31 protein-coding genes and 1 tRNA gene are annotated in these 26,158 nt (G+C 50.7%); 17 read left to right on the plus strand and 15 right to left on the minus strand.

What is annotated here, in order from left to right; all coding sequences use genetic code 11:
* Positions 1–2: 2 nt before the first annotated feature.
* From O9K67_RS15790 to O9K67_RS15820, 7 genes are read right to left on the minus strand one after another with little or no spacing between them, the layout of a single operon-like run.
* Positions 3–596 (minus strand): hypothetical protein, encoded by a 594-nt coding sequence (locus tag O9K67_RS15790; RefSeq protein ID WP_061494736.1) that lies wholly within the window; start codon positions 594–596, stop codon positions 3–5.
* Positions 593–904 carry a hypothetical protein gene (locus tag O9K67_RS15795; RefSeq protein ID WP_061494735.1) on the minus strand — a complete coding sequence of 104 codons (312 nt, stop codon included), beginning with the start codon at positions 902–904 and terminating at the stop codon, positions 593–595. The genes O9K67_RS15790 and O9K67_RS15795 overlap by 4 nt, the downstream gene beginning before the upstream one ends.
* Positions 898–1,338, minus strand: coding sequence for a PerC family transcriptional regulator (locus tag O9K67_RS15800; protein WP_061494734.1), 441 nt, complete (start codon positions 1,336–1,338; stop codon positions 898–900). Before O9K67_RS15800 ends, O9K67_RS15795 begins: the two co-directional genes overlap by 7 nt.
* Positions 1,339–1,357: 19 nt before the next feature.
* Complete coding sequence (locus tag O9K67_RS15805) at positions 1,358–2,098, minus strand: ATP-binding protein (protein ID WP_061494733.1); 741 nt, start codon at positions 2,096–2,098, stop codon at positions 1,358–1,360.
* Between the two features lie 2 nt (positions 2,099–2,100).
* Entirely contained in the window at positions 2,101–2,904 is an 804-nt protein-coding gene (locus O9K67_RS15810) for a DUF1376 domain-containing protein (RefSeq protein WP_061494732.1), read from the minus strand.
* A 55-nt stretch (positions 2,905–2,959) separates the two neighbouring features.
* Entirely contained in the window at positions 2,960–3,514 is a 555-nt protein-coding gene (locus O9K67_RS15815) for a toxin YdaT family protein (protein ID WP_061494731.1), read from the minus strand.
* A gap of 2 nt (positions 3,515–3,516) precedes the next feature.
* Positions 3,517–3,729 (minus strand): helix-turn-helix transcriptional regulator, encoded by a 213-nt coding sequence (locus tag O9K67_RS15820; protein WP_071889969.1) that lies wholly within the window; start codon positions 3,727–3,729, stop codon positions 3,517–3,519.
* Positions 3,730–3,834: 105 nt separating this feature from the next.
* Between O9K67_RS15820 and O9K67_RS15825 the strand changes: the two genes are divergently transcribed.
* The 6 genes from O9K67_RS15825 (at position 3,835) to O9K67_RS15850 (ending at position 8,866) form a co-directional block, all read left to right on the plus strand.
* On the plus strand, positions 3,835–4,218 hold the full coding sequence (locus tag O9K67_RS15825) for a helix-turn-helix domain-containing protein (protein ID WP_061494730.1): 384 nt from the start codon (positions 3,835–3,837) through the stop codon (positions 4,216–4,218).
* 445 nt (positions 4,219–4,663) lie between these two features.
* Positions 4,664–4,849 carry a DUF1482 family protein gene (locus O9K67_RS15830; protein WP_061494729.1) on the plus strand — a complete coding sequence of 62 codons (186 nt, stop codon included), beginning with the start codon at positions 4,664–4,666 and terminating at the stop codon, positions 4,847–4,849.
* Positions 4,850–4,883: 34 nt separating this feature from the next.
* Complete coding sequence (locus O9K67_RS15835) at positions 4,884–5,240, plus strand: Rrf2 family transcriptional regulator (RefSeq protein WP_061494728.1); 357 nt, start codon at positions 4,884–4,886, stop codon at positions 5,238–5,240.
* A gap of 141 nt (positions 5,241–5,381) precedes the next feature.
* Positions 5,382–7,547: an exonuclease gene (locus O9K67_RS15840; protein ID WP_061494727.1), complete on the plus strand. Its 2,166-nt coding sequence runs from the start codon at positions 5,382–5,384 to the stop codon at positions 7,545–7,547.
* Positions 7,548–7,617: 70 nt separating this feature from the next.
* Entirely contained in the window at positions 7,618–7,896 is a 279-nt protein-coding gene (locus tag O9K67_RS15845) for a DUF4224 domain-containing protein (protein WP_071889967.1), read from the plus strand.
* On the plus strand, positions 7,835–8,866 hold the full coding sequence (locus O9K67_RS15850; RefSeq protein ID WP_082794154.1) for a tyrosine-type recombinase/integrase: 1,032 nt from the start codon (positions 7,835–7,837) through the stop codon (positions 8,864–8,866). The genes O9K67_RS15845 and O9K67_RS15850 overlap by 62 nt, the downstream gene beginning before the upstream one ends.
* Positions 8,867–8,963: 97 nt before the next feature.
* On the opposite strand, the gene O9K67_RS15855 is transcribed toward O9K67_RS15850, so the two are convergent.
* Positions 8,964–9,051: transfer RNA gene (locus O9K67_RS15855), tRNA-Ser, on the minus strand.
* 142 nt (positions 9,052–9,193) lie between these two features.
* Positions 9,194–10,822, minus strand: a complete 1,629-nt coding sequence (locus O9K67_RS15860; RefSeq protein WP_061494726.1) for an ABC transporter substrate-binding protein — start codon at positions 10,820–10,822, stop codon at positions 9,194–9,196.
* 271 nt (positions 10,823–11,093) lie between these two features.
* Between O9K67_RS15860 and yccA the strand changes: the two genes are divergently transcribed.
* Positions 11,094–11,753 carry an FtsH protease modulator YccA gene (yccA, locus tag O9K67_RS15865; protein WP_061494725.1) on the plus strand — a complete coding sequence of 220 codons (660 nt, stop codon included), beginning with the start codon at positions 11,094–11,096 and terminating at the stop codon, positions 11,751–11,753.
* Positions 11,754–11,843: 90 nt separating this feature from the next.
* On the plus strand, positions 11,844–12,173 hold the full coding sequence (tusE, locus tag O9K67_RS15870) for a sulfurtransferase TusE (protein ID WP_061494724.1): 330 nt from the start codon (positions 11,844–11,846) through the stop codon (positions 12,171–12,173).
* Here the strand turns inward: tusE and yccX are convergent.
* Positions 12,170–12,451, minus strand: coding sequence for an acylphosphatase (yccX, locus tag O9K67_RS15875; protein ID WP_061494723.1), 282 nt, complete (start codon positions 12,449–12,451; stop codon positions 12,170–12,172). The genes tusE and yccX overlap by 4 nt on opposite strands.
* Before the next feature lie 92 nt (positions 12,452–12,543).
* Between yccX and rlmI the strand changes: the two genes are divergently transcribed.
* A complete protein-coding gene (gene rlmI, locus O9K67_RS15880; protein ID WP_061494722.1) occupies positions 12,544–13,734 on the plus strand; it encodes a 23S rRNA (cytosine(1962)-C(5))-methyltransferase RlmI in 1,191 nt (396 codons plus the stop codon).
* Between the two features lie 60 nt (positions 13,735–13,794).
* On the plus strand, positions 13,795–14,112 hold the full coding sequence (gene hspQ / locus O9K67_RS15885; protein WP_061494721.1) for a heat shock protein HspQ: 318 nt from the start codon (positions 13,795–13,797) through the stop codon (positions 14,110–14,112).
* 26 nt (positions 14,113–14,138) lie between these two features.
* On the opposite strand, the gene O9K67_RS15890 is transcribed toward hspQ, so the two are convergent.
* Positions 14,139–14,552 carry a CoA-binding protein gene (locus O9K67_RS15890; protein ID WP_061494720.1) on the minus strand — a complete coding sequence of 138 codons (414 nt, stop codon included), beginning with the start codon at positions 14,550–14,552 and terminating at the stop codon, positions 14,139–14,141.
* A gap of 136 nt (positions 14,553–14,688) precedes the next feature.
* Between O9K67_RS15890 and mgsA the strand changes: the two genes are divergently transcribed.
* Positions 14,689–15,147, plus strand: coding sequence for a methylglyoxal synthase (mgsA, locus tag O9K67_RS15895; RefSeq protein WP_061494719.1), 459 nt, complete (start codon positions 14,689–14,691; stop codon positions 15,145–15,147).
* 27 nt (positions 15,148–15,174) lie between these two features.
* Here the strand turns inward: mgsA and helD are convergent, their stop codons facing one another.
* Positions 15,175–17,229 carry a DNA helicase IV gene (gene helD, locus O9K67_RS15900; RefSeq protein ID WP_061494718.1) on the minus strand — a complete coding sequence of 685 codons (2,055 nt, stop codon included), beginning with the start codon at positions 17,227–17,229 and terminating at the stop codon, positions 15,175–15,177.
* 122 nt (positions 17,230–17,351) lie between these two features.
* Between helD and O9K67_RS15905 the strand changes: the two genes are divergently transcribed.
* The gene (locus tag O9K67_RS15905; protein WP_061494717.1) at positions 17,352–17,798 is read left to right on the plus strand and encodes a YccF domain-containing protein; all 447 of its coding nucleotides are present in this window, start codon (positions 17,352–17,354) and stop codon (positions 17,796–17,798) included.
* Between the two features lie 17 nt (positions 17,799–17,815).
* The gene (gene yccS, locus O9K67_RS15910; protein WP_061494716.1) at positions 17,816–19,942 is read left to right on the plus strand and encodes a YccS family putative transporter; all 2,127 of its coding nucleotides are present in this window, start codon (positions 17,816–17,818) and stop codon (positions 19,940–19,942) included.
* Here the strand turns inward: yccS and O9K67_RS15915 are convergent.
* Positions 19,939–20,559, minus strand: a complete 621-nt coding sequence (locus O9K67_RS15915) for a TfoX/Sxy family DNA transformation protein (protein WP_061494715.1) — start codon at positions 20,557–20,559, stop codon at positions 19,939–19,941. The two genes, yccS and O9K67_RS15915, sit on opposite strands and share 4 nt — an antisense overlap.
* Before the next feature lie 217 nt (positions 20,560–20,776).
* Between O9K67_RS15915 and sulA the strand changes: the two genes are divergently transcribed.
* Positions 20,777–21,286 carry an SOS-induced cell division inhibitor SulA gene (sulA, locus tag O9K67_RS15920; protein WP_061494714.1) on the plus strand — a complete coding sequence of 170 codons (510 nt, stop codon included), beginning with the start codon at positions 20,777–20,779 and terminating at the stop codon, positions 21,284–21,286.
* A 367-nt stretch (positions 21,287–21,653) separates the two neighbouring features.
* Positions 21,654–22,709 (plus strand): porin OmpA, encoded by a 1,056-nt coding sequence (gene ompA, locus O9K67_RS15925; RefSeq protein WP_061494713.1) that lies wholly within the window; start codon positions 21,654–21,656, stop codon positions 22,707–22,709.
* Between the two features lie 79 nt (positions 22,710–22,788).
* On the opposite strand, the gene matP is transcribed toward ompA, so the two are convergent.
* Positions 22,789–23,241 carry a macrodomain Ter protein MatP gene (gene matP, locus O9K67_RS15930; RefSeq protein WP_061494712.1) on the minus strand — a complete coding sequence of 151 codons (453 nt, stop codon included), beginning with the start codon at positions 23,239–23,241 and terminating at the stop codon, positions 22,789–22,791.
* Between the two features lie 180 nt (positions 23,242–23,421).
* On the opposite strand from matP, the gene O9K67_RS15935 reads away from it, so the two are divergent.
* Positions 23,422–25,182, plus strand: coding sequence for an AAA family ATPase (locus O9K67_RS15935; RefSeq protein WP_061494711.1), 1,761 nt, complete (start codon positions 23,422–23,424; stop codon positions 25,180–25,182).
* Between the two features lie 69 nt (positions 25,183–25,251).
* A complete protein-coding gene (gene fabA, locus O9K67_RS15940; RefSeq protein ID WP_061494710.1) occupies positions 25,252–25,770 on the plus strand; it encodes a bifunctional 3-hydroxydecanoyl-ACP dehydratase/trans-2-decenoyl-ACP isomerase in 519 nt (172 codons plus the stop codon).
* Positions 25,771–25,851: 81 nt separating this feature from the next.
* Here the strand turns inward: fabA and rmf are convergent, their stop codons facing one another.
* On the minus strand, positions 25,852–26,019 hold the full coding sequence (rmf, locus tag O9K67_RS15945; RefSeq protein ID WP_071889965.1) for a ribosome modulation factor: 168 nt from the start codon (positions 26,017–26,019) through the stop codon (positions 25,852–25,854).
* Between the last annotated feature and the right edge of the window lie 139 nt (positions 26,020–26,158).

A 26,158-nucleotide genomic window follows, 5' to 3' on the forward strand; every position in this document is an offset into this window, starting at 1 on the left:
GATTACACCCCCTTCACCTGCTCAAACTGGCGGGCGATAGCAGCGGCTTCTGGTGATGGTGCTGACTGGCTGCGGAGCTGGGCGGAATACATGCGGAGGATGTGCAAGGCCTGAGCAACCGCTGCATGTTGATGGTTCGCATGAACCATGATCCTTTCAATTCCACCATCAACCCCTTCTGCACGCAGGGAGGCAAGGAAAGCGTCAAGGGAGGGCGTTTTAACTTCCCCTCCTTCTATCAGTTCAACTTCGGTAGAGTACTCAAGCGCTGAAACCACGCGATATACGCGGTTAGGCATTCTTGCCGCAACCTGGACGGTGAATTCTGTGCCATAATCCATCTCGCATTCACTGGCTATTTCGTCTGGATGGTCATATGGGGATTCCGGGTCTTCTGCATCCCAAAACATCAGGTTCGACTTCAGTGCCGCGCTCTCCGCAGCCAGCTGCTGCGCACGGACTATCTGCACATCCAGGGCACTCGCAAGATTGCTGACCATTTTCGCGATCTCAATGAGAGGGGTTTCGGCTGCGATTGCCGCTGCAAATGCATGGCCCGCCCTTACTAACTCTTTGCCCTTGTAACTGGTATTCATACCCGCGCACTCCCAAAAATTTTGTGTACCTGATACCCCTGCCACTTCTCCCGGCAAATATCCGCCACTGACCGCGGCGCTACAGGGCATTCAGTCGTTTTAACCTTTGCCCGCCAGCGCTTCGCAAGCCGGTACTCAGGATGGAGTGGCTTACCGATGTTTTTCAGGATGCCAGCCATGCGCAGGCGTTTGAGGCGGTCGTATGCTTCGCGGATATCGCACGCCAGCAGCGTTCTAATCTGGCGTGGTGTGGCGACCTTGTGAGCCTCGATGAATTCCACGATGGCTTTCTGTTTTGGTTTCAACATGCTGATACTCTCCGGCTTTGAGCTTTCCGAAAGCAGTTATCGCGAAGCTTCGAAAGAAACGCGATTTCGTGAGAATTGCGGGCCAGTCCCATCATGTCGGCGTATTTCGTTGCAGCGCGATTCCAGCACCCGCGCAACTCAAGCGCTTTCGCCTCCTCGAGTTGCGCGCCCATAATTTTCGGATCCGCTTTTTCACTCACGAAACCCAGCCCGATGTCTGGAATATCCGCGCCGGGAATTGCTGCATAGGTGTACTGCGTACCGTTATGCTCACGGCTTAACAGATTGCGCGTCACCAGCTTCCTGAGTTGATGCCCTGTGGTTCCTGCCGGAGTGTCGAAAGCTTCACAGATGTCACCCAGTACACACCCGGGGTTCTGCGCTACGAAAACTGCTACGCGATCAATTTGGGTTACTCGTTTTTGTCTGGTCATTGGTCAAAACTCGTCTTAGTTATTTAACAAGCCGCAAATGAGTCACATTTTTGCGGTAACTCCCCCAGGTAAAATTCACCCAGATGCCGTTATCCATGGTCAAACGGTCCATTGCCCGTTCACCCAATATTTTCGATAACTCGTCAAAATTCAGGTTGGTCAGCACCCCCACAGGTTTCATTGCCGCCAGGCGGCGATCGATAATTTGATTCAGCAATACCCACTCGTTGCGGGTGTCGCGCTGTACGCCGACCTCATCCAGCACCAGCAAATCAACCTTGCACAGGTCATCCAGCAATGCCGATTCGGATTGCCCTTCGTCGTAACATTTGCGGGCGCGCAGCATCAGGTCAGGAACGGTCACCACCAGCACCGTGTGATCACGTTGCAGCAGGTAGTTGCCGACGGCAGCAGCCAGATGATTTTTCCCGGTACCGCAGCCACCGCTGAAAACGAAGCTGGCGAAACCGCTGCCGAAGTTATGGGCATAACTTTTTGCAAGCGTCAGCGCGTGTTTTTGCCCGTCGTTGCTAACCTGGTAATTTGCGAAGGTGCAATTCCGGTGCAAATCGCAGATGCCAGACCGTCCAAAAATTTTCTCTGAACGGGCGCGCTGATTCTCTTTTTCCAGCTCTGCTGCTCGCTTGCGCCCCTCCTCCTGCTGCCAGGCCATTAACTCAGCAGCGCTGGTAAACTTCGGCTGAATGCCTGCCGGAATCAGTCGCTGCAGACGACCAAGAATGTCATTCGTCGATTTCATCGTTACCCCCTGAAGCCCGGCGGGATCGCCGTATCGGGTGTCGAAACGCCAAAGGATGCCTGACGGCGCGGGGTTTGCGCCTGTGCGGCGGTTTTGGCACGTGATGCTTTCAGGCTGGTTGCGAAAGTCTGTTCCCACTGAATGTGGTGCTTAACCTTCCCTTCGCATTTCCAGTAATCGCGGAATTGCTGCAACTCAACAGCGGTGTATCCGGGTTGCTCACCGAGGTTTATTCCCCACAATGCCGCCTGACCTACAAATTCAGCACTTGGTAACCAGTCATCAGTGATCGGAAATTTCCCGAATGGTGGGAAAAATTCTTGTTGCGCGCCCTCCCTCTCTCTCTCTGGGTTTTCTTTTAGATCTGTATCTATATCTGGATCTTTATTAGTTACATTCTCGTTGGTGTCCTGTTCTAACGGTGATTCAACATCCGTTGAACGCTCGTTAGTTTCTCGTTCACCTCCCGTTTGTTTTTTGGCTTTTCTCGCTCTTGCTGATGCTTTTCCTGCCTCGGACTTTTGGCTGATAGAGGATCGAACCGCTTCAAGATCACGCTCAATACGTTCGTGAACCCACTCGGAACCGTTATCTGCAAAAAATTCTTTTAACGATGGTTCAACGGCAACCCAACGGTCGTTACTTAAGCGGGCAATTTTCTCCAGACGGTTTTTTGGTATGGCCCGCCCCGTTTGCCAGTAATTGAACATGAGAAGCAAATACGCGCCATGCTCCTCAGTGGACAGATGCATGGTGTCCGCCAGGTAATCAGCAATGTAAAGTTGCATGTAAGGCAGCGCGGCCATGGTTACTCCTGATGCCCGGTCGCCCGGACGTTATGGTCATTGGTCAAAACTCGTATCAAAAACACTGAGGGGCCAGCGTACTCAGCAGCGCAAGCGCTGGCTCGGACATCTCGCGAGGCAGCATTGCGTAAAGGGATGTGGCGGCTTCCCATATTTCTTTTTCCAGTCGCTGCACCGGCGCGCCAATCAACTTTGCCTGGTGGGCTTCCCCACACTCTTTGATGGCACTGGCCACCAGCTCCGCTTCGGTTTTTCCCGATCTCAACCCAAACTCACGGGCGATCTCGATCGGCATCACTGCTGCAATAACTGGCAGCAGTTGCATCACGTACCCGTTGTATTTTTCAGAACCGTTATCGTTGCGCAGATAGCGAAACAGATTGAGTTTGTTGACGGTGATCCCGCGCCCACCAGTGCGCTGCCATTCTTCAGCCACCAGCCTGGCGATCATTTCCTGAGCCTGGCCGGGTATGGTTTTTTCCCATTCACGCACGGCATTGCTTACGTTCAGGCGTTTAAGGTTGTCGCGGCGCCGCGGTTCAATCTGATTTTTTGATTTCAGAGCGACATGTGACTGTTGTTTAAGCTGGGTTATACCGATCGTTTGCATAGTTAATCCCCGCTAAGTGGTGGAAATACACTATCCAAGGTGCAGGGCCGCCCAAGCTCATTGAGCTTCTGTACGATCATCCGGCACTCTGGCAGCCCTGGATTTCGAGTGCCGTTTTCATAATTGGAAATACGGGATTGTCGCCAACCAAACAGTTTGGCCAGTTGCTCTTGGGTTAACCCGAGTGCTTGGCGCTCTCTGGCAATATTGTTCATGTTGTCCTCACGTCTGATGTTTAACCGAATTAAACACAAGACGTGTTAGAAAGTCAAGACGATACGTATTTTGTTTAAAAACACGCTACGTGGTAAAAAGCAGCAATGAACATAAACACCTCGATTGCCTTAAGGCTGAAGCAGATCCGCGAACAGAAAGGAATTTCGCAGGCAAAACTCGCTGAATTGTGCGGGTGGGTACAGTCGCGTATAGGTAACTACGAGGCTGGTCGCAGAAACATTGGCGTTGATGACGCCATGACTATTTCAAATGCTCTTGGCATTAGCCCTGCGGAGTTAATTTTTGGAGAAGACCATACGGAGAGCTGGTTGACACCAAGGCATCGAAAGTTGATTTCTCTTTTTGATCAACTCCCGGAAGCCGAGCAGGACAGAATGATTGACACGTTCCAGATTCGCTTAAAAGAAATTGACGATTACGTCGAGCGGTATCTCCGTGGGCGATTTAAATCCAGCGACGAGCGATAACAACTGCAAAAAATCAACATAAAACCAGCCATCGGGCTGGTTTTTTTGTACCGCATCCCATCCCCCTCCTCGTAATACCCATTCTCGGAAAATAAAACACATGACGTGTTGACTTATAAACACGTAATAGGTTTAATTACTAACACGCAATGACATTACCCATCCAGGCAGGACGCCCACGAAGTAGCTGCCGGCGGCATACGAAACACCGGATGAGATGGATGAATTTTTATCACGCGCAGCAGGTCTTACACATTCCGCTTGCCAGCGTTACAGGCAAAACGCAGTGCTTCAAAGTCACAACCCGCAGATTGTAGGAGTGAAATATGGTTGATTTCGCACGGGTTGCCACCGGCCGTCAGGCAGTTCGCCTCGGCTGGCTGGCAGCAAAAGTTCGCAGATTTTGCTACTTGCTTGCCCAAAAAGGGGATCCGGAGCTAAGGCAATGAGCTCTCTTTTTTATCTGGTCATCACTGTCTGCGCCATTATCGGTGAGTGTTTTGATACGCCGATTGGCATTTATCAAACCAAAGCCGAATGTTACGCGGCAGCGGCAGAGCAGCATGTAAAGGGGGAGTGTCTTCCGTACCGCAGAACGGCTGATGACCAACAGCCAGCAGTGAGATTTTAAACGAGCTTTGACCAGTGTCTATCTGGAGGATCTGATGGAATTTGGACTTAAACGAGTGATTGCCGCCGTTCGTGTCGTGGCTGCACTGAAACGCCTGTATCGTGGCGAACCGATCACCGTACAGGCGATGAGCACCGAAGTTAAATTGTCCCAGTCTTACCTTGAGCAGATTTTCGCGAAACTCCGCACCGCCGGCATTGTGACCAGCGCTCGCGGTCCTGGTGGTGGTTATTCCCTGCCCCGGTCAGAAGAAGATATAAGCGTAGCGTCTGTGATCCGCGCAGTAACCAATATCCCCGTCGATTGCGAATTTCAGTCCGTGCTGGAAGCACTCGACAGCGTGTCCGTCACGCAGCTATCCGGCAGAAAAGAAAATAGCCTGGCTGCATAAAGCACAAAACCCGCGCAAGGCGGGTTAAGTACCCGGTCAGCCGACCAAAGCTTTCCGGAAACGAGTTTTGACCAATGACCAACCGCAGGCGGCTGAACATCAGCTGCCGGGTATCTTACAATCCTTAGGAGCCCAAACGCAATGAACAACTATGCGTATCTCATTAAAGCCAAAGCAAAAGCCGCGGATGCCAAAAACCTCTTTTGCTGGTTCCAGGCTAAATCCGACTCCCGTGCGGAACGCGATATTGCAAACATTCTCGAAGATGCTGATATCGAAACTGGCCGCGGCGCTGACTACCTTCAGCCGGTACGAACCAACTGGCTAATCGTTGATGATTTGCCAGAAGAACGCGCACTTGACGCCACATGGTGCGATCGCTACGAACTGGCGGAAGATGGTATTACGTGGAAGAAAATTGCCAGCGCGGTGACAGAAAATAATAAGGAAAATGGAGGTAAATCAGCAGGCTATGTCACTACCGATACGCCAGTTCCTCCAGCTGATGTTATTCCGGCACCGCAACTGGAACCCGTTACTGAAACATCGCATCCGATAGTTGAAGGTGGTTCTGATATTGCCTCTGATGATGATGAAAATACAGAATACCCCGTTGTACGTCTGCGCCTGCCACAGCGGATTATCGCTCAGTACCTGAGTGACAAATTACGACACCATGTCACGCAGTCTCAGCGTATTGAGATTGGTGCCATGGAAATGGATTGCGACAACAGCCATGTACAAAATCTTTTGCTGGCAGCGCGCAGCCTCCCTGGTGTGGATAATTTGACCACCAATGAACTGTGGAAATTGACCAGTGCAATCAAGTCAGTTTTTCCTGAAGAAAAACGTTATGAACTGGCAGTCATGGTTCAGTTCATCCAGGCGTGGTCCAACACCCATCATATTGATCGTGGGATCCTCATAAGGGAATGGGCCGCGGGTAAACGTGTGGCAGCTATACAGCGTACAGATACTGGTGCTAACGCTGGCGGTGGAAACGAGACGGATCGAAATGGTAGTTATGTCCATACGCTTGAAACACTTGATGTCGAAATTGCTGCCGCTACCCTGCCGATGGATTTCGATATCTATAACATTCCGGTGTCAGTTCACCGCCGTGCGAAGGACATAGTCGCAAAAAAAGAAAGTCCATTTAAAGAGTGGTCGGCAGCGCTACGCAAAACGCCGGGTATCCTCGATTTTTCACGTGCAGCCATTTTTGCGCTAATCCGCAGCGCTAATGAGGACGTGCATAACTTCCCGGTCAGCTTACAGACCTATATCAATGCAAATCTGACAGAAAATCAGCACGACAAGCCAACTGCTGAAACCATCGCAGCCGCACGCCAGATCGACAGTGCAGCCGTTGTCGCCGGAGTAATTCATGGCACAGAACCGGCTGAATGCCTCGATAAACTTGCTACTGAATTTGCGGTTGTAGGTAAAGCGGTAGCAGAAGCCACCCACTCGCCAGCGAGTGAAATGAATGAACAGCCTGAAGTAAAAAGACTTGGCGATGGCATGTACTCAATCGACGGCCTTATCGGCAATACCGCTCATACACCTACGCTGGAGACTGCCAATAATGTGCAGATGGAAAAAGCTGTCAGTGATGAAACCCCGGCTGCTGCTGAAGTTCCGGAAAGCCAAACAGCAGATGTGTCAAATAAAAGCAGAGCTTCAGCTGGTGAATCAACAGATACCTTAATTAACGATACCGTTCATCAAAATGATGAGCTTTTGTTCACCCACCTGATGGTAGATATCGAAGCCATGGGGTCGAACCCGAATGCCCCAATCGTATCCATAGCCGCGGTGTTTTTCGATCCCGCCACCAGCTGCATAGGTGCTCAATTTTATCAGGCGGTCAGTCTGGCATCGTCTATGTCGTTCGGCGGGCAGGCAGACGCCGACACCATTATCTGGTGGCTTAAGCAATCGTCTGAAGCGCGTGCAGCAATTACCGGTGATGACGCCATAGGGCTACTGGAGGCAGTTGAATCTCTTGCTGATTTCATCGCGGAAAATTCCGCTAATAGCAGCGACACCGTCCAGATTTGGGGTAATGGAGCCACTTACGACAATGTGATTTTACGTCGGGCATTCGTCCAGACCGATACCCCCTTCCCCACCCCGTTCTGGAACGATCGGGATGTCAGAACAATTGTTGAGTTGGGCCGTGCCGTTGGTATTAATCCGCGTTACGCAATCCCATTTGAAGGGGAGCAGCATAATTCATTGGCGGACGCGCTTCACCAGGTGAAATACGTTTCGGCGATCTGGCAGCACCTGACTAAAAACTGATTTTCAAATATCACCATTTAACCTGCCGGCCAGTTAACATTTTCTGGCCGGTCATTAAGAGATATGACCGATGCATGAACTTACGCTGTCGCCTCAGGAAATTGCAGAAATCACTGGCTACTCGCGCTATACGCATCAGCAACGTCAGTTACGCTGCCATGGCATTCCGTTTACCACAGATGGGCGGAATCGTCCGATCGTTTTGCGCCGGAACTTAGCTTCTGGTTTTAATGAATTACCTAAGGTTGATGAATATGTTGCAACAGAACCTAACTACGACGCAATCAATGGGCCGACCACGAAAAGATCCAAAAGATATGCACCTGCCACCCAGGGTCACCAAAAATAAATATAGCTATGTGTGGAAACCGAAGGGCACAAAATTAAGCATTACTCTGGGGAAAATCAGAGATACCAGCATTTCCAAATTATGGATGCTCTACGAAGAGGAAAAAGCGAAACGCCATGATGTCATGACGTTTGCAAAACTTTGGGGCATGTTTCTTTCCAGCCCCACATTTACCGAACTGGCACAGCGTACGCAGATTGATTACAACCAGCACCAAAAGCAACTTCTGGCTGTGTTTGGGAAAATGCGCGCCGATGACATTAAGATCGAGCAGGTAAGAATTTTCATGGATCGCCGGGGCATGAGCAGCAAACGCCAGGCAAACCAGGAAGTGGCGAGCATGTCCCGAGTATTTGGGTGGGGTTTTGAGCGTGGTTTTGTAAAAGGCAATCCCTGTAAGGGGATCAGGAAATTCTCTATTAAAGCTAGGGATCTTTACATTCAGGACGAGGATTATTACGCCATCTACGCGGCTGGAAGAACGGAAATTAAGGTTGCGATGGAGATATCATACCTATGCGCAGCTCGTGAAGGTGACGTGTTCGACCTGCGCTGGTCTGACGTTTTGGCGGAAGGAGTGTTTATCGAGCAGAACAAGACCGGGAAGAAACAAATTAAGGAATGGAACCCGCGACTTCGAGCCGCCCTTGATCTTGCCAAAACGCTCCCTGGCGATATGTCTAACGGATATGTGCTCCCTGGACCAACTGGCGGAAAAATGAATAAAAAGACGTTCAACACTTGGTGGAATAATGCCAAGAAGGATGCAAGCGCTAAGGCCGGGCGTGAAATGCCGGGAACCTTTCATGATGTGAAAGCAAAAGCCATTTCGGACTATGAAGGATCAAGCAGAGACAAACAATTATTCAGCGGTCATAAGACCGAAAGTCAGGTGCTGATTTACGACAGGAAAGTGAAAATTTCTCCATCTCTGGATATCCCTTTTCACTCTAATACAGAGAAAAAATGAGCGTTGGTTATGAAAAATATACCAAGTTAATATACCAACACTATACCAACAGCCTAAAAAACAAAGGGGTTACCTTTCGGTAACCCCTTGTTTAATCTGGCGGAAGCGCAGAGATTCGAACTCTGGAACCCTTTCGGGTCGCCGGTTTTCAAGACCGGTGCCTTCAACCGCTCGGCCACACTTCCGGAATGAGGCGCACTATAAACACCCTCGCGTCTTCTGTAAAGCCTGAGAATGTTTATTTGCCTGAAAAAACATCAAAAACGTGTTGTTCGCCTGAAAAATCAACACAATGACCATTTATTCAGCGAGCAAGAGGCAAAACAATCAGTGTTTCTTAATATACATGTCCTTTGTCAGGTAGTACCCCAGGCTATCAGGTGCGAATCCCCCCACCCACGGTTTCACCAAATGGGTACGAACATAATGGTAAACCGGTATCGCTGGCACATCCTGTCCCAGGATATCTTCCGCCTGCTGATAATACTTACCCCGCTCGGTGATATCTTTGGCCTTCGCCGCGTTACGCAAAGTAGTGTCGTAAGCCGGATTACTGTACTGGCTGGTATTTTCACTATCTCCTGTGCGGAAATTGTTCAAAAACGTTGCGGCATCGTCATAATCAGCGATCCATGCATAGCGAACAGCATCAAAGTTACCGTTGTGCATGGTATCCAGCATGGTCTTCCACTCCTGGTTCTGCAATTTAGCCTCAACCCCCAGATTTTTCTTCCACATCGAGCTGGCTGCGATAGCGATGCGCTGGTGCGTCTCCATGGTGTTATAAAGCAAATTAAAACTCAGCGGATGGGTATCATTGAAACCCGCCTCATTGAGCAGTTTTTTTGCTTCAACAAGACGTTTCTCGCGGGGCCATGATGCATATTCAGGTGAAGCTATCTTTACCCCACCAATTTCCGGTTGGCTAATCACCCATGCAGGACGCTGTCCCTGGGCCATGACCTTATCAGCAATAATATCCTTATCCAGCGCCATATTAAGCGCCCGCCGCACACGTGGATCGTTAAATGGCGGTTTGGTGGTATTGAATTCGTAATAATAAGTAGCCAGTTGCGGGTCCACATTGACCTGATCGCCCAGCGTTTTCTGTAATTGTGCAAACTGATTCACAGGGATGGTATAGGTGATATCAATTTCACCGGCTTTAAATCGGTTAACGTCGGCGGTTTCCGAATTGATCGGCAGATATGTCACCTTATTGATTATTGTCTCTTTATCATTCCAGTAGCGCTTATTTCGCTCAGCAATAATACGCTCATTCACTACCCATTCCGTCACTTTATAAGCACCGCTGGTGACTATATGCTCCGGCTTTGTCCACTTCTCGCCGAACCGGCTAATTAACACTTTATCTACTGGCACCAGTGAAGGATGTGCCAGCATTGGCAGGAAAGAGGCCGTCGGTTGCGTCAACGTCACCTCAAGCGTCGAGTCATCCAACGCCTTCACACCCAACGTATCCGGGGCTTTCGTGCCCTTCGCAATATCCGTCGCGTTGACGATATGCATATTGCCAGGATAACTGGCATAGGGGGACGCAGTCTTTGGATCAACCAGTCGCTGCCAGCTCCAGACCACATCTTTTGCCGTGATTGCCGTACCGTCTGACCAGGTAATACCCGGACGTAAATGGAAAACCCAGACCGTGTTGTCCTTGTTTTCCCATTTTTCAGCCAGGCGCGGTTCAATGGTTCCATCCTTTCTGACTGCTACCAGCCCGTCAAAGAGATCGCTGATGATATTAAATTCGACATCGCTTTCGACTTTATGCGGATCCAGTGACGCTGGCTCACTGCCATTGTTACGTACCAGCTCCTGTTTTTCTGCGAGCGCGGTTCCCGCCGGCACCGTCGCAGCAAGCGCGCCTGAACATACGCTCAGGATGCCGACAGTCAATAAAGAAAGTGCAGTATGAATACGTGTTTGAGGTTTCATGTCCTTTGCCCTTGATCATTAATATTATGACGATGCAAATACACTCTTAGCGCCCAAATGATTACAGGGCAATATTTTTCAGCGACATATAAGACACCAATATGGATTTGCATCACATTTGCTTGTTCCAACAACAGAGCGTGCATTTTTGCCGACAAGTTGCGCTAAAACAGACTTGCTTTATGAGTAAAGATGGGTAAAACAACTTTGTCAGGGAGCAAGTCTTTTCTAGACTCCACACTTAATTACATCTGTCATAAGAGAGTGACTCATGGATCGTATTATTACTTCATCGCGTGACCGCACATCCCTGTTAAGCACCCACAAGGTTTTGCGCAACACCTACTTTCTGTTAAGCCTTACGCTGGCGTTTTCTGCAATCACAGCGACCGCAAGTACAGTCTTAATGCTGCCCGCGCCGGGGCTTATCCTGACGCTGGTCGGTATGTACGGTCTGATGTTTCTGACCTATAAACTGGCAAACAAACCGACGGGTATTCTGGCCGCTTTCGCGTTTACCGGCTTCCTCGGTTATATCCTTGGTCCAATGCTGAACGCTTACCTCTCTGCGGGTATGGGTGATGTGATCGCTCTGGCGCTGGGCGGTACTGCGCTGGTCTTCTTCTGCTGCTCTGCATATGTACTGACCACGCGCAAAGATATGTCATTCCTTGGCGGCATGCTGATGGCTGGTGTGGTTGTTGTGCTGATCGGTATGGTAGCTAACATCTTCCTGCAGCTTCCGGCGTTACACCTGGCAATTAGCGCAGTGTTCATTCTTATTTCTAGTGGCGCGATTCTATTTGAAACCAGCAACATCATTCACGGGGGGGAAACGAATTATATCCGCGCCACCGTGAGCCTGTATGTGTCGCTGTACAACATCTTTGTCAGCCTGTTGAGTATTCTCGGTTTTGCCAGCAGGGACTGACCTTGATACTGCTCTTCCTATAGCCCCGCTTATGCGGGGCTTTGTTTTTTGCTACACTTCCGCCGTTGTTGACTGACGTTGTGAAAAACTATGTTGATCTTTGAAGGTAATGAAATAGAGACCGATAGCGAAGGCTATCTAAAAGAGAGCGCACGCTGGAGCGAAGCGCTGGCGCTGGTGATCGCGGAAAAAGAAAATATCGCCCTCACCGCTGAGCACTGGGAAGTGGTGCGTTTTGTGCGTGAGTTTTACCTGGAGTTCAATACGTCTCCCGCCATTCGCATGCTGGTTAAAGCGATGGCGAATAAATATGGCGAAGAGAAAGGTAATAGCCGCTATCTGTACCGCCTGTTCCCGAAAGGACCGGCAAAGCAGGTGACAAAAATCGCCGGCCTGCCAAAGCCCGTGAAGTGCATTTAATAGCGAATGTCGAAACGGGTCCATTCTTTACCGGGTTGATACGGTTCAGTAAGAACCCTGTCGACCCGGGCGCTGCGCGGCCCGCCTGCTTTTAGCCATTCAATCAGTTTGTTGACCCCTTCAGCTTCACCACAGGCCAGCACTTCTACGCTGCCATCATCAAGATTACGTGCATACCCCGTCAAGCCCAGTCGCTGAGCTTCATGCTGCGTGCTGTAACGAAAACCAACTCCCTGCACCATTCCGTGTATCCAGGCGATTGTGCATACATGTGCCATCTTCGTCCTCCTTTCGGTGCTGGCGCGTTGCATTTAAACGGCGAACCCGTGACAATAGCGCCCATTTTCTTCAGTTTACAGAATAGCCGACTATGAGTGTACGTTTAGTGTTAGCCAAAGGGCGCGAGAAATCACTGTTGCGCCGCCATCCCTGGGTTTTCTCCGGCGCAGTCGCGCGCATGGAAGGTAAAGCCAGCCTCGGAGAAACCGTCGATATTGTAGATCATCAGGGTAAATGGCTGGCGCGAGGCGCATTATCGCCCTCATCACAAATACGTGCCCGCGTCTGGACGTTTGATAAAAACGAAACGATTGATATTGCTTTCTTTACCCGCCGCCTGCAACGTGCACAGCAGTGGCGCGACTGGGTGGCGCAGCGCGACGGCCTCGACAGCTATCGTCTCATTGCGGGCGAATCCGATGGCCTGCCCGGTGTGACCATCGATCGCTTTGGCAATTTTTTGGTTCTGCAGTTGCTGAGCGCAGGGGCGGAGTATCAGCGCCCTGCTCTGCTCTCCGCGCTGCAAATGCTCTATCCGCATTGCGCCATTTATGATCGCAGCGATGTTGCAGTACGTAAGAAAGAGGGGCTGGAACTCACCCAAGGACCGGTTCTGGGCGAACTGCCGCCCGCTCTGCTGCCTATTGAAGAAAACGGCATGAAGCTATATGTCGATATTCAGGGCGGACATAAAACCGGCTACTACCTCGATCAACGTGATAGCCGTCTGGCTACCCGCCGTTATGTGGCAGATAAGCGCGTCCTTAACTGCTTCTCCTACACCGGAGGGTTCGCAGTTTCAGCGTTAATGGGAGGGTGCAGCCAGGTAGTCAGCGTTGACACCTCACAGGAAGCCCTTGATGTTGCAAAACAAAACGTGACGCTGAACAAACTTGATCTCAGCAAAGCGGAATTTGTGCGCGATGACGTATTTAAACTGCTGCGTAAGTACCGCGATCAAGGGGAAACCTTTGATGTTATTGTGATGGATCCGCCCAAATTTGTTGAAAATAAAAGCCAGCTTATGGGTGCATGCCGGGGCTATAAAGACATCAATATGCTGGCGATCCAGCTGCTGAATCCCGGCGGGATACTCCTGACATTCTCCTGTTCAGGTTTGATGACCACAGATTTATTTCAGAAAATCATCGCCGATGCCGCAATAGATGCTGGTCGTGATGTACAATTTATAGAGCAGTTCCGTCAGGCCGCCGATCATCCGGTGATCGCTACCTACCCGGAAGGGCTGTATCTGAAAGGGTTTGCCTGTCGCGTCATGTAACTTGAATTTTGGAACCTCGCCCGCATATACAAGGGTATGTAGGGTTCCCGGGAGGTGACAATGATTGCCAGCAAATTCGGTATTGGCCAGCAGGTTCGCCACTCTCTGTTGGGCTATCTTGGCGTAGTGGTCGATATCGACCCCGAATATTCTCTTGATGAGCCATCCGCCGATGAGCTTGCGGTGAATGATGAGTTGCGTGTACTGCCCTGGTATCATGTGGTGATGGAAGACGATGATGGTCAGCCTGTGCATACTTATCTGGCCGAGGCTCAGCTCACCAGCGAAGTGACCGATGAACATCCGGAACAGCCTTCAATGGATGAGCTGGCACGCACGATCCGTAAGCAACTTCAGGCGCCTCGCCTGCGTAACTGATAACACCCCGCCTGCGCGGGGTGTTTTTATTTGGCAAGGCCGAGTCGTGGTATTTCGATGGCCGGGCAGCGATCCATTACCACACTTAAGCCCGCTTCGCGAGCCAGTACAGCGGCTTGTTCATTTATAACGCCCAATTGCATCCACAACGTTTTGGCTCCTACAGCGATAGCATCCTGTGCGACTTCCCATGCGGCCTCAGAGTTACGGAAAACATCCACCATATCAATTTTTTCCGGTACATCTGCCAACGTTGCATACCCTTTCTGACCTAATAGCGTACTGCCAGCTACTTTTGGCGACACGGGGATCACGTGATACCCCTGATCCAACAGATACTTCATCACGCGGTAGCTCGGACGATCGGGCTTGTCGCTCGCCCCTACCAGCGCAATGGTCTGAGTTGATTGTAGAATATCGGCAATATCGGTTTCTTTCATGGTTTCCTCCGGGCGATTTCATAAAGTGTAAATCAAACTGGCGAACTCAACCATTTTCATATTTTTTTAGCGGCTTCTCTTGAAGCATCAGGCGCTTCCAGTAATCTGTAGCAAAAATCACTGACGGAAATGGATTATGGAATTAACGACTCGCACCCTACCCGTGCGTAAGCATATTGCGCTCGTTGCACACGATCACTGCAAACAGATGCTGATGAAATGGGTAGAAAGACATCAACCCGTGTTAGCCAACCACCAGCTATATGCAACAGGCACCACCGGTAATTTGATCCAGCGCGCAACAGGACTGGACGTCAATGCCATGCTGAGCGGCCCAATGGGCGGCGATCAACAGGTTGGCGCACTGATTTCCGAAGGGAAAATCGACGTCCTGATTTTCTTCTGGGATCCGCTCAACGCCGTGCCACACGACCCCGATGTCAAAGCGCTGCTGCGTCTCGCAACGGTATGGAATATCCCGGTGGCAACCAACTTATCTACTGCTGACTTTATTATTGAATCCCCACAATTCAATACCAGTGTGGATATTCTGATCCCGGATTATCAACGCTATCTTTCCGAACGGCTGAAGTAAAAGCAGGCGGCATATCGCCGCCTGCTGTCAGGGTTTTCTCGCCTGCGGCACATCCAGGGATTTAAGGATGTCGACAAACCTCGACGGGTTCTCTTTATCAAATAACAACCAGACGCGCTTACGCGCGCGGGTCAACGCCACATATAACAATCTGCGCTCCTCTGCATCAGGGAAATCCTCGGGTTGCGGCAGCAGCGCCTGCTCCATAATTGACTCTCGAGCCGGAGCGGGAAAACCGTCCTGCCCATCCTGCAACCCCAGGACTATTACATAATCTGCCTGCTGGCCCTTGCTGGCATGAATTGTCATAAAATCGATCTGCAATTTCGGCCAACGCGTCGCCGCCTTGTCCAGACTCTCGGGTTTACCGTGGTGATAACGGGCCAGGAGCAGAATACGATCTTCCGGCGTGGCATAACCGCTGAGCTTGTCCAGCAAGGCATCCAACTGGTCTTGCGCCAGTAGCGTAACAGCATGCTTATCTCCAGCCGTCAGGCTGTTCAGTGGTTTTGCGAGTTGCCACGGGTTTTGCTGAATGAAGCGATTAGCAACGTCGCCAATGCGCGTATTGAAACGGTATGTGGTGTCGAGTGCGCAAAGATCGCCCTCACCAAAATAATCATGGAATGCCGTCGTCAGTGAGAGCTGTGCGCCACTGAAACGGTAAATTGCCTGCCAGTCATCCCCGACGGCAAAGAGTGTAGTCTGGGAGTTCTGCTTACGCAGTGCTGCCAGTAATGCCGCACGTTGCGGCGAAATATCCTGGAACTCATCCACCAGAATATGTTTCCAGGGACTAATAAATTTCCCTTTATCCAGCACATGTATCGCCTGGTGGATCAGCCCGGAAAAATCGACAGCATTCTCCTCTTTTAACGCTGTTTTCCAGGCTTTCAACAACGGAGCCATCAGTTTGATACGCTTGCTAAATAGATCCCGAACCTCTTCCGGTGCGCTGGCAATCATCTCCGACTGGGTGCCCCCCTGCATACGCATTAAGCCAATCCAGCGATCCAGACGGGGAGCAATGCGCCGCTGCAACGCAGCATTTTCCCAGAAATTACCCTCCGGGACGTTCCACTCCATCTCCTCTTCCAGCCATTGCCGCCATCCTTTTGCTTGTGCTTTTTTTTCACTGCATTGGGAACACCAGGCATCAGTCAGGAGCGCCAGCCTCGCCGGTGTATCACTTTCGAGTTCACTGACTTGCGGCACTTTTTTGCTCCCTTGCTGGATAATATGCAGCGCCAGCGCATGGAAAGTCCGGGCAGTGATCTCCTCGGTATGCAGCCGCTCACGAATACGGTCATCCATTTCCTTGGCCGCCTGACGACCAAAAGCCAGCAACAGGATCTGCTCAGGCGCGGCCTCACCCCGCGCTAACAACCAGCCAGCCCTTGCCACCAGCACCGAGGTTTTACCGCTTCCCGCGCCGGCAAGCACCAGCAATGCGTGTTCCCCGTTAACTACGGCGCGTGCCTGCGCCGGATTCAGCGGAGAGGTTTCAACCTGTTCAAAAAAGGCTGCATATTCCGTCAACATAGCGTCGGTATAGGCTTGATTATGCTGTGTACGGCGTCCCTCAATGTCATTAAGCCATGCCTGACACTGCTGCCAAAGCTCACGGCAATTATCAAACTCATGTAGACGGCTGGTAGGCACGGGCAATGCTGTAAATGCCTGCTGCAACTGTTGTTGGAGGCCGCTAATTTGCTTGCGCGTCAGCCATTTTTTTTGCTCTATGCGCCCGGCAATCAGTGCCAATTGCTCAGATAACACACCTGCTGCAACCTCGCTCATCTCCTTGCTCCAGTTATTCCAGCGCTCATTCAGGTGGTGATAAAAACGCTGGGTTTCGCTCCACTCGGTACCATGGAGACGCACAACTTTCTTGTCAGCAAGCAAAAACTCCATCTCTCCCCATACCAGCCCACGTTTGCATTCGATTGCCAATAGCTGATTGAAAGGAATAAGGTATTCATGTCGATCGCCTGCGACTTTCACGCCAGCGTTAAGGATCACCGCACGATCATAAGGGTGCTGCGCCAGACGTTTTCCCAGGGAGGTCGCTTTCAGTTCCATGTCTTATTGTTCTCAGCTTGTGACAATAATTGCCAGTTTACCTGCCAGAGAATTGGTGCTCCAGTCCAAAAAATCGTTACAATTGCCAGGACATGTTGTTCACCGTATTACACCGAGGTTTTATGCGTACCGTTCTGAATATTCTGAACTTTGTGCTTGGCGGTTTTGCCACCACATTAGGCTGGCTGCTGGCCACACTGGTGAGTATGGTGCTGATTATCACTCTGCCGCTGACACGCTCCTGTTGGGAAATTACTAAACTCTCCCTGGTACCTTGGGGAAATGAAGCGATCCATGTTGACGAGCTGGCTCCCGAAAGCAAAAACGCGCTCTTTAACGCAGGCGGTACCGTACTTAATATCATCTGGTTTGTGCTCTTTGGCTGGTGGCTGTGCGTCATGCACATTGTCGCCGGGATTACACAGTGTCTGACCATTATCGGCATTCCCGTTGGCGTAGCGAATTTTAAGATAGCCGCCATTGCCCTGTGGCCGGTTGGCCGCCGTGTGGTCTCTGTCGAAACAGCCCGTGCCGCACGCGAAGCCAATGCTCGCCGTCGTTTTCAGTAACTGGATTGCCATTCACTATGTTGAGCCCCCTTATTCGTCGCTACACATGGAACAGTGCCTGGCTTTATAACGTCAGGATTTTTATCGCCCTTTGCGGAACCGCGGCGTTGCCCTGGATGCTTGGTGAGGTAAAACTGACGATTCCGTTGACGCTCGGCGTTGTCGCAGCAGCGCTGGCGGATCTGGATGATCGTCTCACCGGACGTCTGCGTAACCTCAGCATTACGTTGATTTGCTTTTTTATCGCCTCAGCGTCAGTCGAATTGCTCTTTCCATGGCCATGGCTGTTTGCCATTGGTCTGGTCAGCTCAACGATTGGTTTTATTTTACTGGGCGGACTTGGCCAACGTTATGCCACCATCGCCTTCGGCGCGTTGCTCATTGCGGTCTATACCATGCTGGGGATCTCGCTGTTTGATCAATGGTATCAGCAACCCCTACTGCTGCTGGCAGGCGCCATCTGGTTTAACGTGTTGACTCTGGTCGGCCATCTGGTCTTCCCGATTCGCGCGCTACAAGACAATCTGTCACGTTGTTATGAAGGGCTGGCGCACTATCTGGAGTTAAAATCACGGTTGTTTGACCCGGATATTGAGGATGAAAGCCAGGCGCCTTTGTACGATCTCGCACTGGCCAACGGTCAACTGGTGACAACGCTGAACCAAACAAAAGCGACGCTTCTCACCCGGCTACGTGGAGACCGCGGGCAGCGCAGCACGCGCCAGACGCTCCATTATTATTTCGCCGCGCAGGACATCCACGAACGCGCCAGTTCGTCGCATATTCAGTATCAAACGTTACGTGAACACTTTCGCTATAGCGATGTTATGTTTCGCTTTCAGCGGCTGTTGTCGATGCAATCTCAGGCCTGTGCTCAGCTTTCACGGGCAATTTTACTGCGCGTACCCTATCAACATGATACCCGCTTCGAACGGGCATTCGTGCACCTGGATGCTGCGCTGGATCGTATTCGCGTCAATGGCGCGACATCGCCTGAGCATATGAAAGCACTCGGCTTTTTATTGGACAATTTACGCGCCATCGATGCACAACTAGCAAGTATTGAATCCGGTCAACCACAACCGTTGTCAGCAAGCGACACCGAAAACCAGCTCGCCGATGACAGTCTGAGCGGCTTCAGCGATATCTGGCTGCGGATACGCAACAATTTATCGCCAGAATCAGCATTATTTCGTCATGCTGTACGCATGTCTGTGGTGCTATGTATTGGTTATGCGTTTATCCAAATCACCGGGCTACAGCATGGTTACTGGATCCTGCTCACCAGCCTTTTTGTGTGCCAACCGAACTACAATGCCACACGCCATCGCCTGACTTTGCGCGTAATTGGCACGCTGGTGGGGGTCGCTATTGGTTTACCTGTCCTCTATTTTGTTCCTTCCCATGAAGGACAATTAATATTAATCGTTATCACTGGCGTGCTGTTTTTTGCCTTCCGCACTGTCCAGTATGCACACGCGACAATGTTTATCACCCTGTTGGTATTGCTATGTTTTAACCTGCTGGGAGAAGGTTTCGAAGTTGCGATTCCACGTATTATCGATACCTTTATCGGATGTGCCATCGCCTGGGCAGCAGTGAGTTTTATCTGGCCCGACTGGCGTTTTCGCCATTTATCACGCGTTACGGAACAGGCATTTGACGCCAATTGCCGTTACCTCGATGCTATTCTTGAGCAGTATCATCAAGGACGAGATAACCGCCTGGCTTACCGCATTGCCCGCCGGAATGCCTACAACCGCGATGCAGAACTGGCTTCTGTTGTATCGAACATGTCCACCGAACCTGGTGCGTCCCCGGAACTTCGCGACGCAGCCTTCCGATTGTTGTGTCTGAACCACAGTTTTACCAGCTACATATCAGCATTGGGTGCACACCGTGAACGACTCACGCAGCCCGATATTTTGCGCCTGCTTGATGATGCCGTGTGTTATGTCGACGACGCCCTGCACCACCTCCCTGCCAGTGAGGGACGCGTGCAGGAAGCACTCGCCGACTTATCACAAAGGATTAAACATCTGGAACCACGTCCGGACAGCAAAGAGCCACTGGTGCTTCAGCAAATTGGATTACTCATCGCTTTACTGCCGGAAGTGTGCCGTCTGAAACGGCAAATCGCTTAGTATGGCTTATTCCCCTTTGTTACCAGTTCATTAAACCACTCCAGCAACTCCTGGCGTTTGTTCGCCGGGAGTGCGGCTTCATGAAGGCCAATAATGGCACCTTCAAGGGCGAAGAGAACTTTAACGCTGAGCTGCTGATTCATTTTTCTTAATCTGAGCCAACATGCTTTCGCGCCAAGTAAACGAAGCGTATGCGCATCCAGCACCCCGGCATCATGCAACAGAGCCTCAAGCTGGAAAGTAAGATTAGGCAGATCGCGCAGGCGCAACCGAGTTGTTCGCTCTATTTTCTCCCTTTTCGCTGCGCTGAGTGAAAATGCGGAAAGCTCCAGCAATAATGCGCGATCGCCCCACAAACGTTCATCCACGAAGTAGTAATTTAACGAAACCCGACGGCCACGCTTATTGAACATCAGCATGGGAGCCTGCCTGGTGACGGTATAATGTGCACTTTCTTCACATGCGCGCAGATAAAGTTCTCCGCCAGCAACCATTGCAAAAACCGTTTTGTCTACCGACAAACTGTAACCACCAAAATGGGCGCGATAACAAATATCCCCAAGAGGTGCGAGCCATTCGCATGACTGATAGATCCGTTGATGTGATATGTCTTCCATGATTATTCCTTTAAAAATCACGTAGTAACAACAATAACATTATTATCGGATCCGTTAATCAGGAACATAGGCAACTGAGGACGGGACAGCAAGAAAATTTTACGTAACGCGGCGGGGACTGAGCAAAAATGCGAGTTACTTTCAGAAAATGAGGTTGATCTTTGAACGCTCAAACGCTACTGTATGTTTATACAGTAACCACAGGGCTGGATTGATTATGTACACTTCAGGTTATGCTAATCGTTCAACAAAATTGGCTTCCACACTCAGCACAGCAAATCGCGCTGACTCCACCGACGCCGCTGCGGGGCTGATTACCGAGGTTGTCTATCGTGAAGACCAGCCTATGATGGCGCAACTTCTTTTACTTCCCCTGCTGCAACAGCTCGGGCAGCAATCACGCTGGCAGCTATGGCTCACGCCGCAGCAGAAACTGAGCCGTGCGTGGGTACAATCTGTCGGCTTACCTCTTACCAAGGTTATGCAAATCAACCAACTGTCGCCTGGCGTGACGCTGGAGTCCATGATCCGTGCATTGCGCACCGGCAATTATAGCGTGGTAATTGGCTGGCATGCGGAAGAACTGACGGAAGAAGAGCACCACCGACTGGCAATGGCAGCAGAGGAAGGCAACGCAACAGGCTTCGTTATGCGCCCGTTACGCCATGATTCTCTGGGTGCGAGACAGCTTTCAGGGATAAAAATTCACTCTAATTTGTATCATTGAGTAAATTTAAGATTTATCCTGGTATGTTTTTTAAGAATCACTGGCATGACCAATTTATCAGTCAAATACAGCGACAAAGCCTGCGTGGCGCGCTTCGCAGGCTAACGACATCGCCTAAAGCGTAGTCAAAAATGTTAAATAATGTGTACACAAAGTCTTTTTTTTCATATGCCTGACGGAGTTCACACTTGTAAGTTTCCAACTACGTTGTAGACTTTACATCGCCAGGGGTGCTCGGCATAAGCCAAAGATATCGATAAAGATATCTCCTGAGTTATTAGTGAGCAACGCCCCCGGTGAAGGATTTAACCGTGGCTTCTCTTAGAGATTCCCATGGCGATTTTTGGATGATAACGAGGCGCAAAAAATGAAAAAGACAGCTATCGCAATTGCAGTGGCACTGGCTGGCTTCGCTACCGTAGCGCAGGCCGCTCCGAAAGATAACACCTGGTACACAGGTGCTAAACTGGGCTGGTCTCAGTTCCACGATGTTGGTAACAACCAGATCCCTAACGATGGCCCGACCCACGAAAGCCAATTAGGTGCTGGTGCGTTCGGTGGTTATCAGGTTAACCCGTATGTTGGCTTTGAAATGGGCTACGACTGGTTAGGCCGTATGCCGTACAAAGGCGACACTGTGAACAACGGTGCTTTCAAAGCTCAGGGCGTTCAACTGACCGCTAAACTGGGTTACCCGATCACTGATGATCTGGATGTTTACACCCGTCTGGGTGGTATGGTTTGGCGTGCAGACGCTCAGAACAACCTGGGCTTCAAAGATCATGACACCGGTGTTTCCCCTGTATTCGCAGGTGGTGTTGAGTGGGCAGTTACCCGCGATATCGCTACCCGTCTGGAATACCAATGGACCAACAACATCGGTGATGCAAACACCGTTGGTGGTCGTCCGGACAACGGTCTGCTGAGCGTAGGTGTTTCCTACCGTTTCGGCCAGCAGGAAGAAGCTGCACCGGTAGTTGCAGCTCCGGCACCAGCTCCGGCTCCGGAAGTACAGACCAAACACTTCACTCTGAAGTCTGACGTTCTGTTCAACTTCAACAAAGCAACCCTGAAACCGGAAGGTCAGCAGGCGCTGGATCAGCTGTACAGCCAGCTGAGCAACTTGGATCCGAAAGATGGCTCCGTAGTGGTTCTGGGCTTCACAGACCGTATCGGTTCTGACGCTTACAACCAGGGTCTGTCTGAGAAACGTGCTCAGTCCGTTGTTGATTACCTGGTATCTAAAGGTATCCCGGCTAACAAAATCTCCGCACGTGGCATGGGCAAATCCCAGCCGGTTACCGGCAGCACCTGTGACAACGTGAAAGCGCGTCCTGCGCTGATCGATTGCCTGGGTCCGGATCGTCGCGTTGAGATCGAAGTTAAAGGCATCAAAGACGTTGTAACTCAGCCGCAGGCTTAAGTTTACGTCTATGAAAAAACCCCGCCAGTGTGCGGGGTTTTTTATTTTCCGTACACTGGCGGAATAAACAAAGGACTCGTTATTCTTTCCCGAGTAGCGCCTTCAGGTCATGCTTCAATGTTGACATCTGAGAAGCATACTTCTCTTTATGCTCCGCATCCTCAATCAACTGCACAATGGTTTCCGAAAGCGTTTTTCCTCGCCGTTGCGCTAATCCGGCTAACCGCTGCCAGACTACAAATTCCAGGTCGATAGATTTCTTGCGCGTATGCTGATGTTCAGCATTGAAATGCCGCTTACGTCGGGCACGGATGGTCTGCTTCATTCTGTTGACCAGAGCCGGGTTCATATGCTGCGCAATCCAACTGTTAACCAGTACCGGTTCATTTTCGAGGGTCAACAATACATCGACGGCATCTTTTGCTGCACTGGCTTCTATATAGCGCGTGATGAGTTCACCTTCACGATGCTTCTTAACCAGATACTTCCACTTCCAGCCGCTTTCGAGATTTTCCAGTTGTTGATATTTCATTGCGATCCCAATGTTACCGTGTAACTCAATTCAGAATATCAGTTTTTGTCGGCTCTGCTGAAAAGAAATCACCCTTTGCGAGTTGCAGTCAACGTTCCTGTACCAAAAGCGCGTAATCCGTGTGCTACGTCAGCGTTTACGGTATAATCCCGCCTTTTACATCAGACTAAAAAAACGACTTTGACCATTACAAAACTTGATTGGAACGACGTGGTTCCTGATACCGAAAGCTATCGGGAAGTATTTGAATCGTCCGAATTAGCGCGTGAGACTGATTTCTCACTGGCCGATACACAACCCCGATTACAATATGCGCTCGAGCAACTGCTCTATCCGCTGGCAACGTCACGCTTTTTACTGGCTAAAGCGCCGGAAGAGATCGAGTATCTTGAGCTTATTACCAGCGCGACCGAAGAACTTATTCCCGAAGAACGCCCGCTTGTTGGTGGTCAATATCATATAAATGATTCAACCGTACGCTTTGATGCATCTGTGGATGCTCAGTCAGATTTCGTTGGCAGTAAAGCAGCGGTCTTTGCTGATTGGGTAGAAGCAGAACAATTGTTCGGCTGCCTGCGGCAATTCAATAACCAAATCACCCTGCAACCAGGTTTGGTGCACCAGGCAAACGGCGGCATTCTGATTATCTCCCTGCGCACGCTATTAGCCCAGCCACTGCTCTGGATGCGCCTGAAAGCCATGGTAACGCAGCGGCGTTTTGACTGGGTTTCCTTTGATGAATCCCGTCCACTGCCGGTGATTGTGCCATCCATGCCGCTCGACCTGAAAGTCATCCTGGTGGGTGAACGCGAATCGCTGGCAGAGTTTCAGGAAATGGAGCCAGAGCTCGCAAGCCAGGCAATTTACAGCGAGTATGAAGAAACGCTGCAGATCGCCGATGCCGAAACGATGGCGGTATGGCGTCATTGGGTTGAACAAACCGCGCGCAGCGCACAACTCCCCTGCCCGGCCACAGACGCATGGCAGACATTGATCCGTGAAGCGGTGCGTTATACCGGCGATCAGGAAACATTGCCACTGTGCCCACTATGGCTCACCCGTCAGCTACGTGAGGTCGCGGCAATGTCCACCGGTGACACCTTCCGCGGTGAAGAGTTACAAGCGATGCTCGCTCAGCGCGAATGGCGGGAGGGTTTCCTTGCCGAACGCATGCAAGATGAGATTTTGCTGGAGCAGATCCTCATCGAAACGGAAGGTGCGCAAGTAGGTCAAATTAATGCCCTGTCGGTCATTGAATTCCCGGGTCACCCGCGCGCCTTTGGTGAACCTTCACGCATCAGCTGTGTTGTACATATTGGCGATGGTGAGTTCAACGATATTGAACGCAAAGCAGAACTCGGCGGCAACATCCATGCGAAAGGCATGATGATCATGCAAGCGTTTCTGATGGCAGAACTGGAACTGGAACAGCAAATCCCCTTCTCCGCGTCGTTGACCTTTGAACAATCCTACAGTGAAGTTGACGGCGATAGCGCTTCAATGGCGGAGTTGTGCGCATTAATCAGTGCGCTGGCGGAAGTCCCACTCAATCAGAACATTGCGATTACGGGTTCAGTGGATCAATTCGGTCGCGCACAACCTGTCGGTGGCCTGAATGAAAAGATTGAAGGATTTTTTGCCATCTGCCAGCAGCGTGAACTGACGGGCAAACAAGGTGTAATTATCCCGGCGGCAAATGTGCGCCACTTGTGTCTGCACCAGAATCTGTTAGATGCCCTTCAGGCAAACCAATTTTTCATCTGGGCAGTAGACGATGTAATGGATGCACTACCCTTATTAACGGGCCTGACATGGGATGCTGAGGGGCAGAATAACCTCAAGCAAGTCATTCAGGAACGCATTGCCCAGGCAACGCAGCAAGATGCACGTCATCGCTTTCCATGGCCGCTTCGCTGGTTAAATTGGTTTTCGCAAAACTGATCGGACTTGTTCAGCGTACACGTGTTAGCTATCCTGCGTCCGAAACTACATATAAGGCTTACTGAGAACATGGTAGATAAACGCGAATCCTATACAAAAGAAGATCTTCTTGCCTCTGGTCGCGGCGAACTGTTTGGTGCAAAAGGCCCGCAATTGCCGGCCCCGAGCATGCTGATGATGGACCGTGTGGTCAAAATGACGGAGACCGGCGGCAACTTTGATAAAGGCTATGTCGAAGCTGAACTGGATATCAATCCCGACCTGTGGTTCTTTGGCTGCCATTTTATTGGCGATCCAGTGATGCCGGGCTGTTTAGGTCTGGATGCAATGTGGCAGTTGGTTGGCTTCTATCTGGGCTGGTTGGGCGGCGAAGGTAAAGGCCGCGCACTGGGCGTGGGCGAAGTGAAATTTACCGGTCAGATCCTGCCGACAGCCAAACTCGTTACCTACCGCATCCACTTCAAGCGTATTGTTAATCGCCGTTTGATTATGGGTCTGGCAGATGGCGAAGTGCTGGTCGACGGTCGCGTTATCTATACTGCAAACGATTTGAAAGTCGGTCTGTTCCAGGACACCTCTGCTTTCTGATTTCACATGAGAGCGGGCTTTACAGCCCTGATACAGGCGAAACCTCCGCAATGCGGAGGTTTCTTTTTTAAAGAGACAGAATCAGGCAATTACGGCCCTGTCCTCCATGGCTTGCCGCCAGCCTCCCAGCCACTCGGACCTTTGATTCAGGGTTTGGTACGGACACATTTCTTTTGGGCGTCCGGTAATACCAGCCTGATAACCACGTTGATGTGCCCGTTCCAGGCGATCTCGTTTTTGTCTCTTCATGCCTCGTTTCCCTCATTATTTGATCTGGTGGAAAAGAAAACAGTGGTCACTAAGTGTGCAACCACAGGTTACGAATACCTTGAATAGACCGGGTCGTCAATGCGCAAAATTCACGCCAGTGTCATAATTGTGAGCTACA

It is taken from the genome of Kosakonia oryzendophytica (genome assembly GCF_027886705.1).
Lineage (GTDB): Bacteria > Pseudomonadota > Gammaproteobacteria > Enterobacterales > Enterobacteriaceae > Kosakonia > Kosakonia oryzendophytica.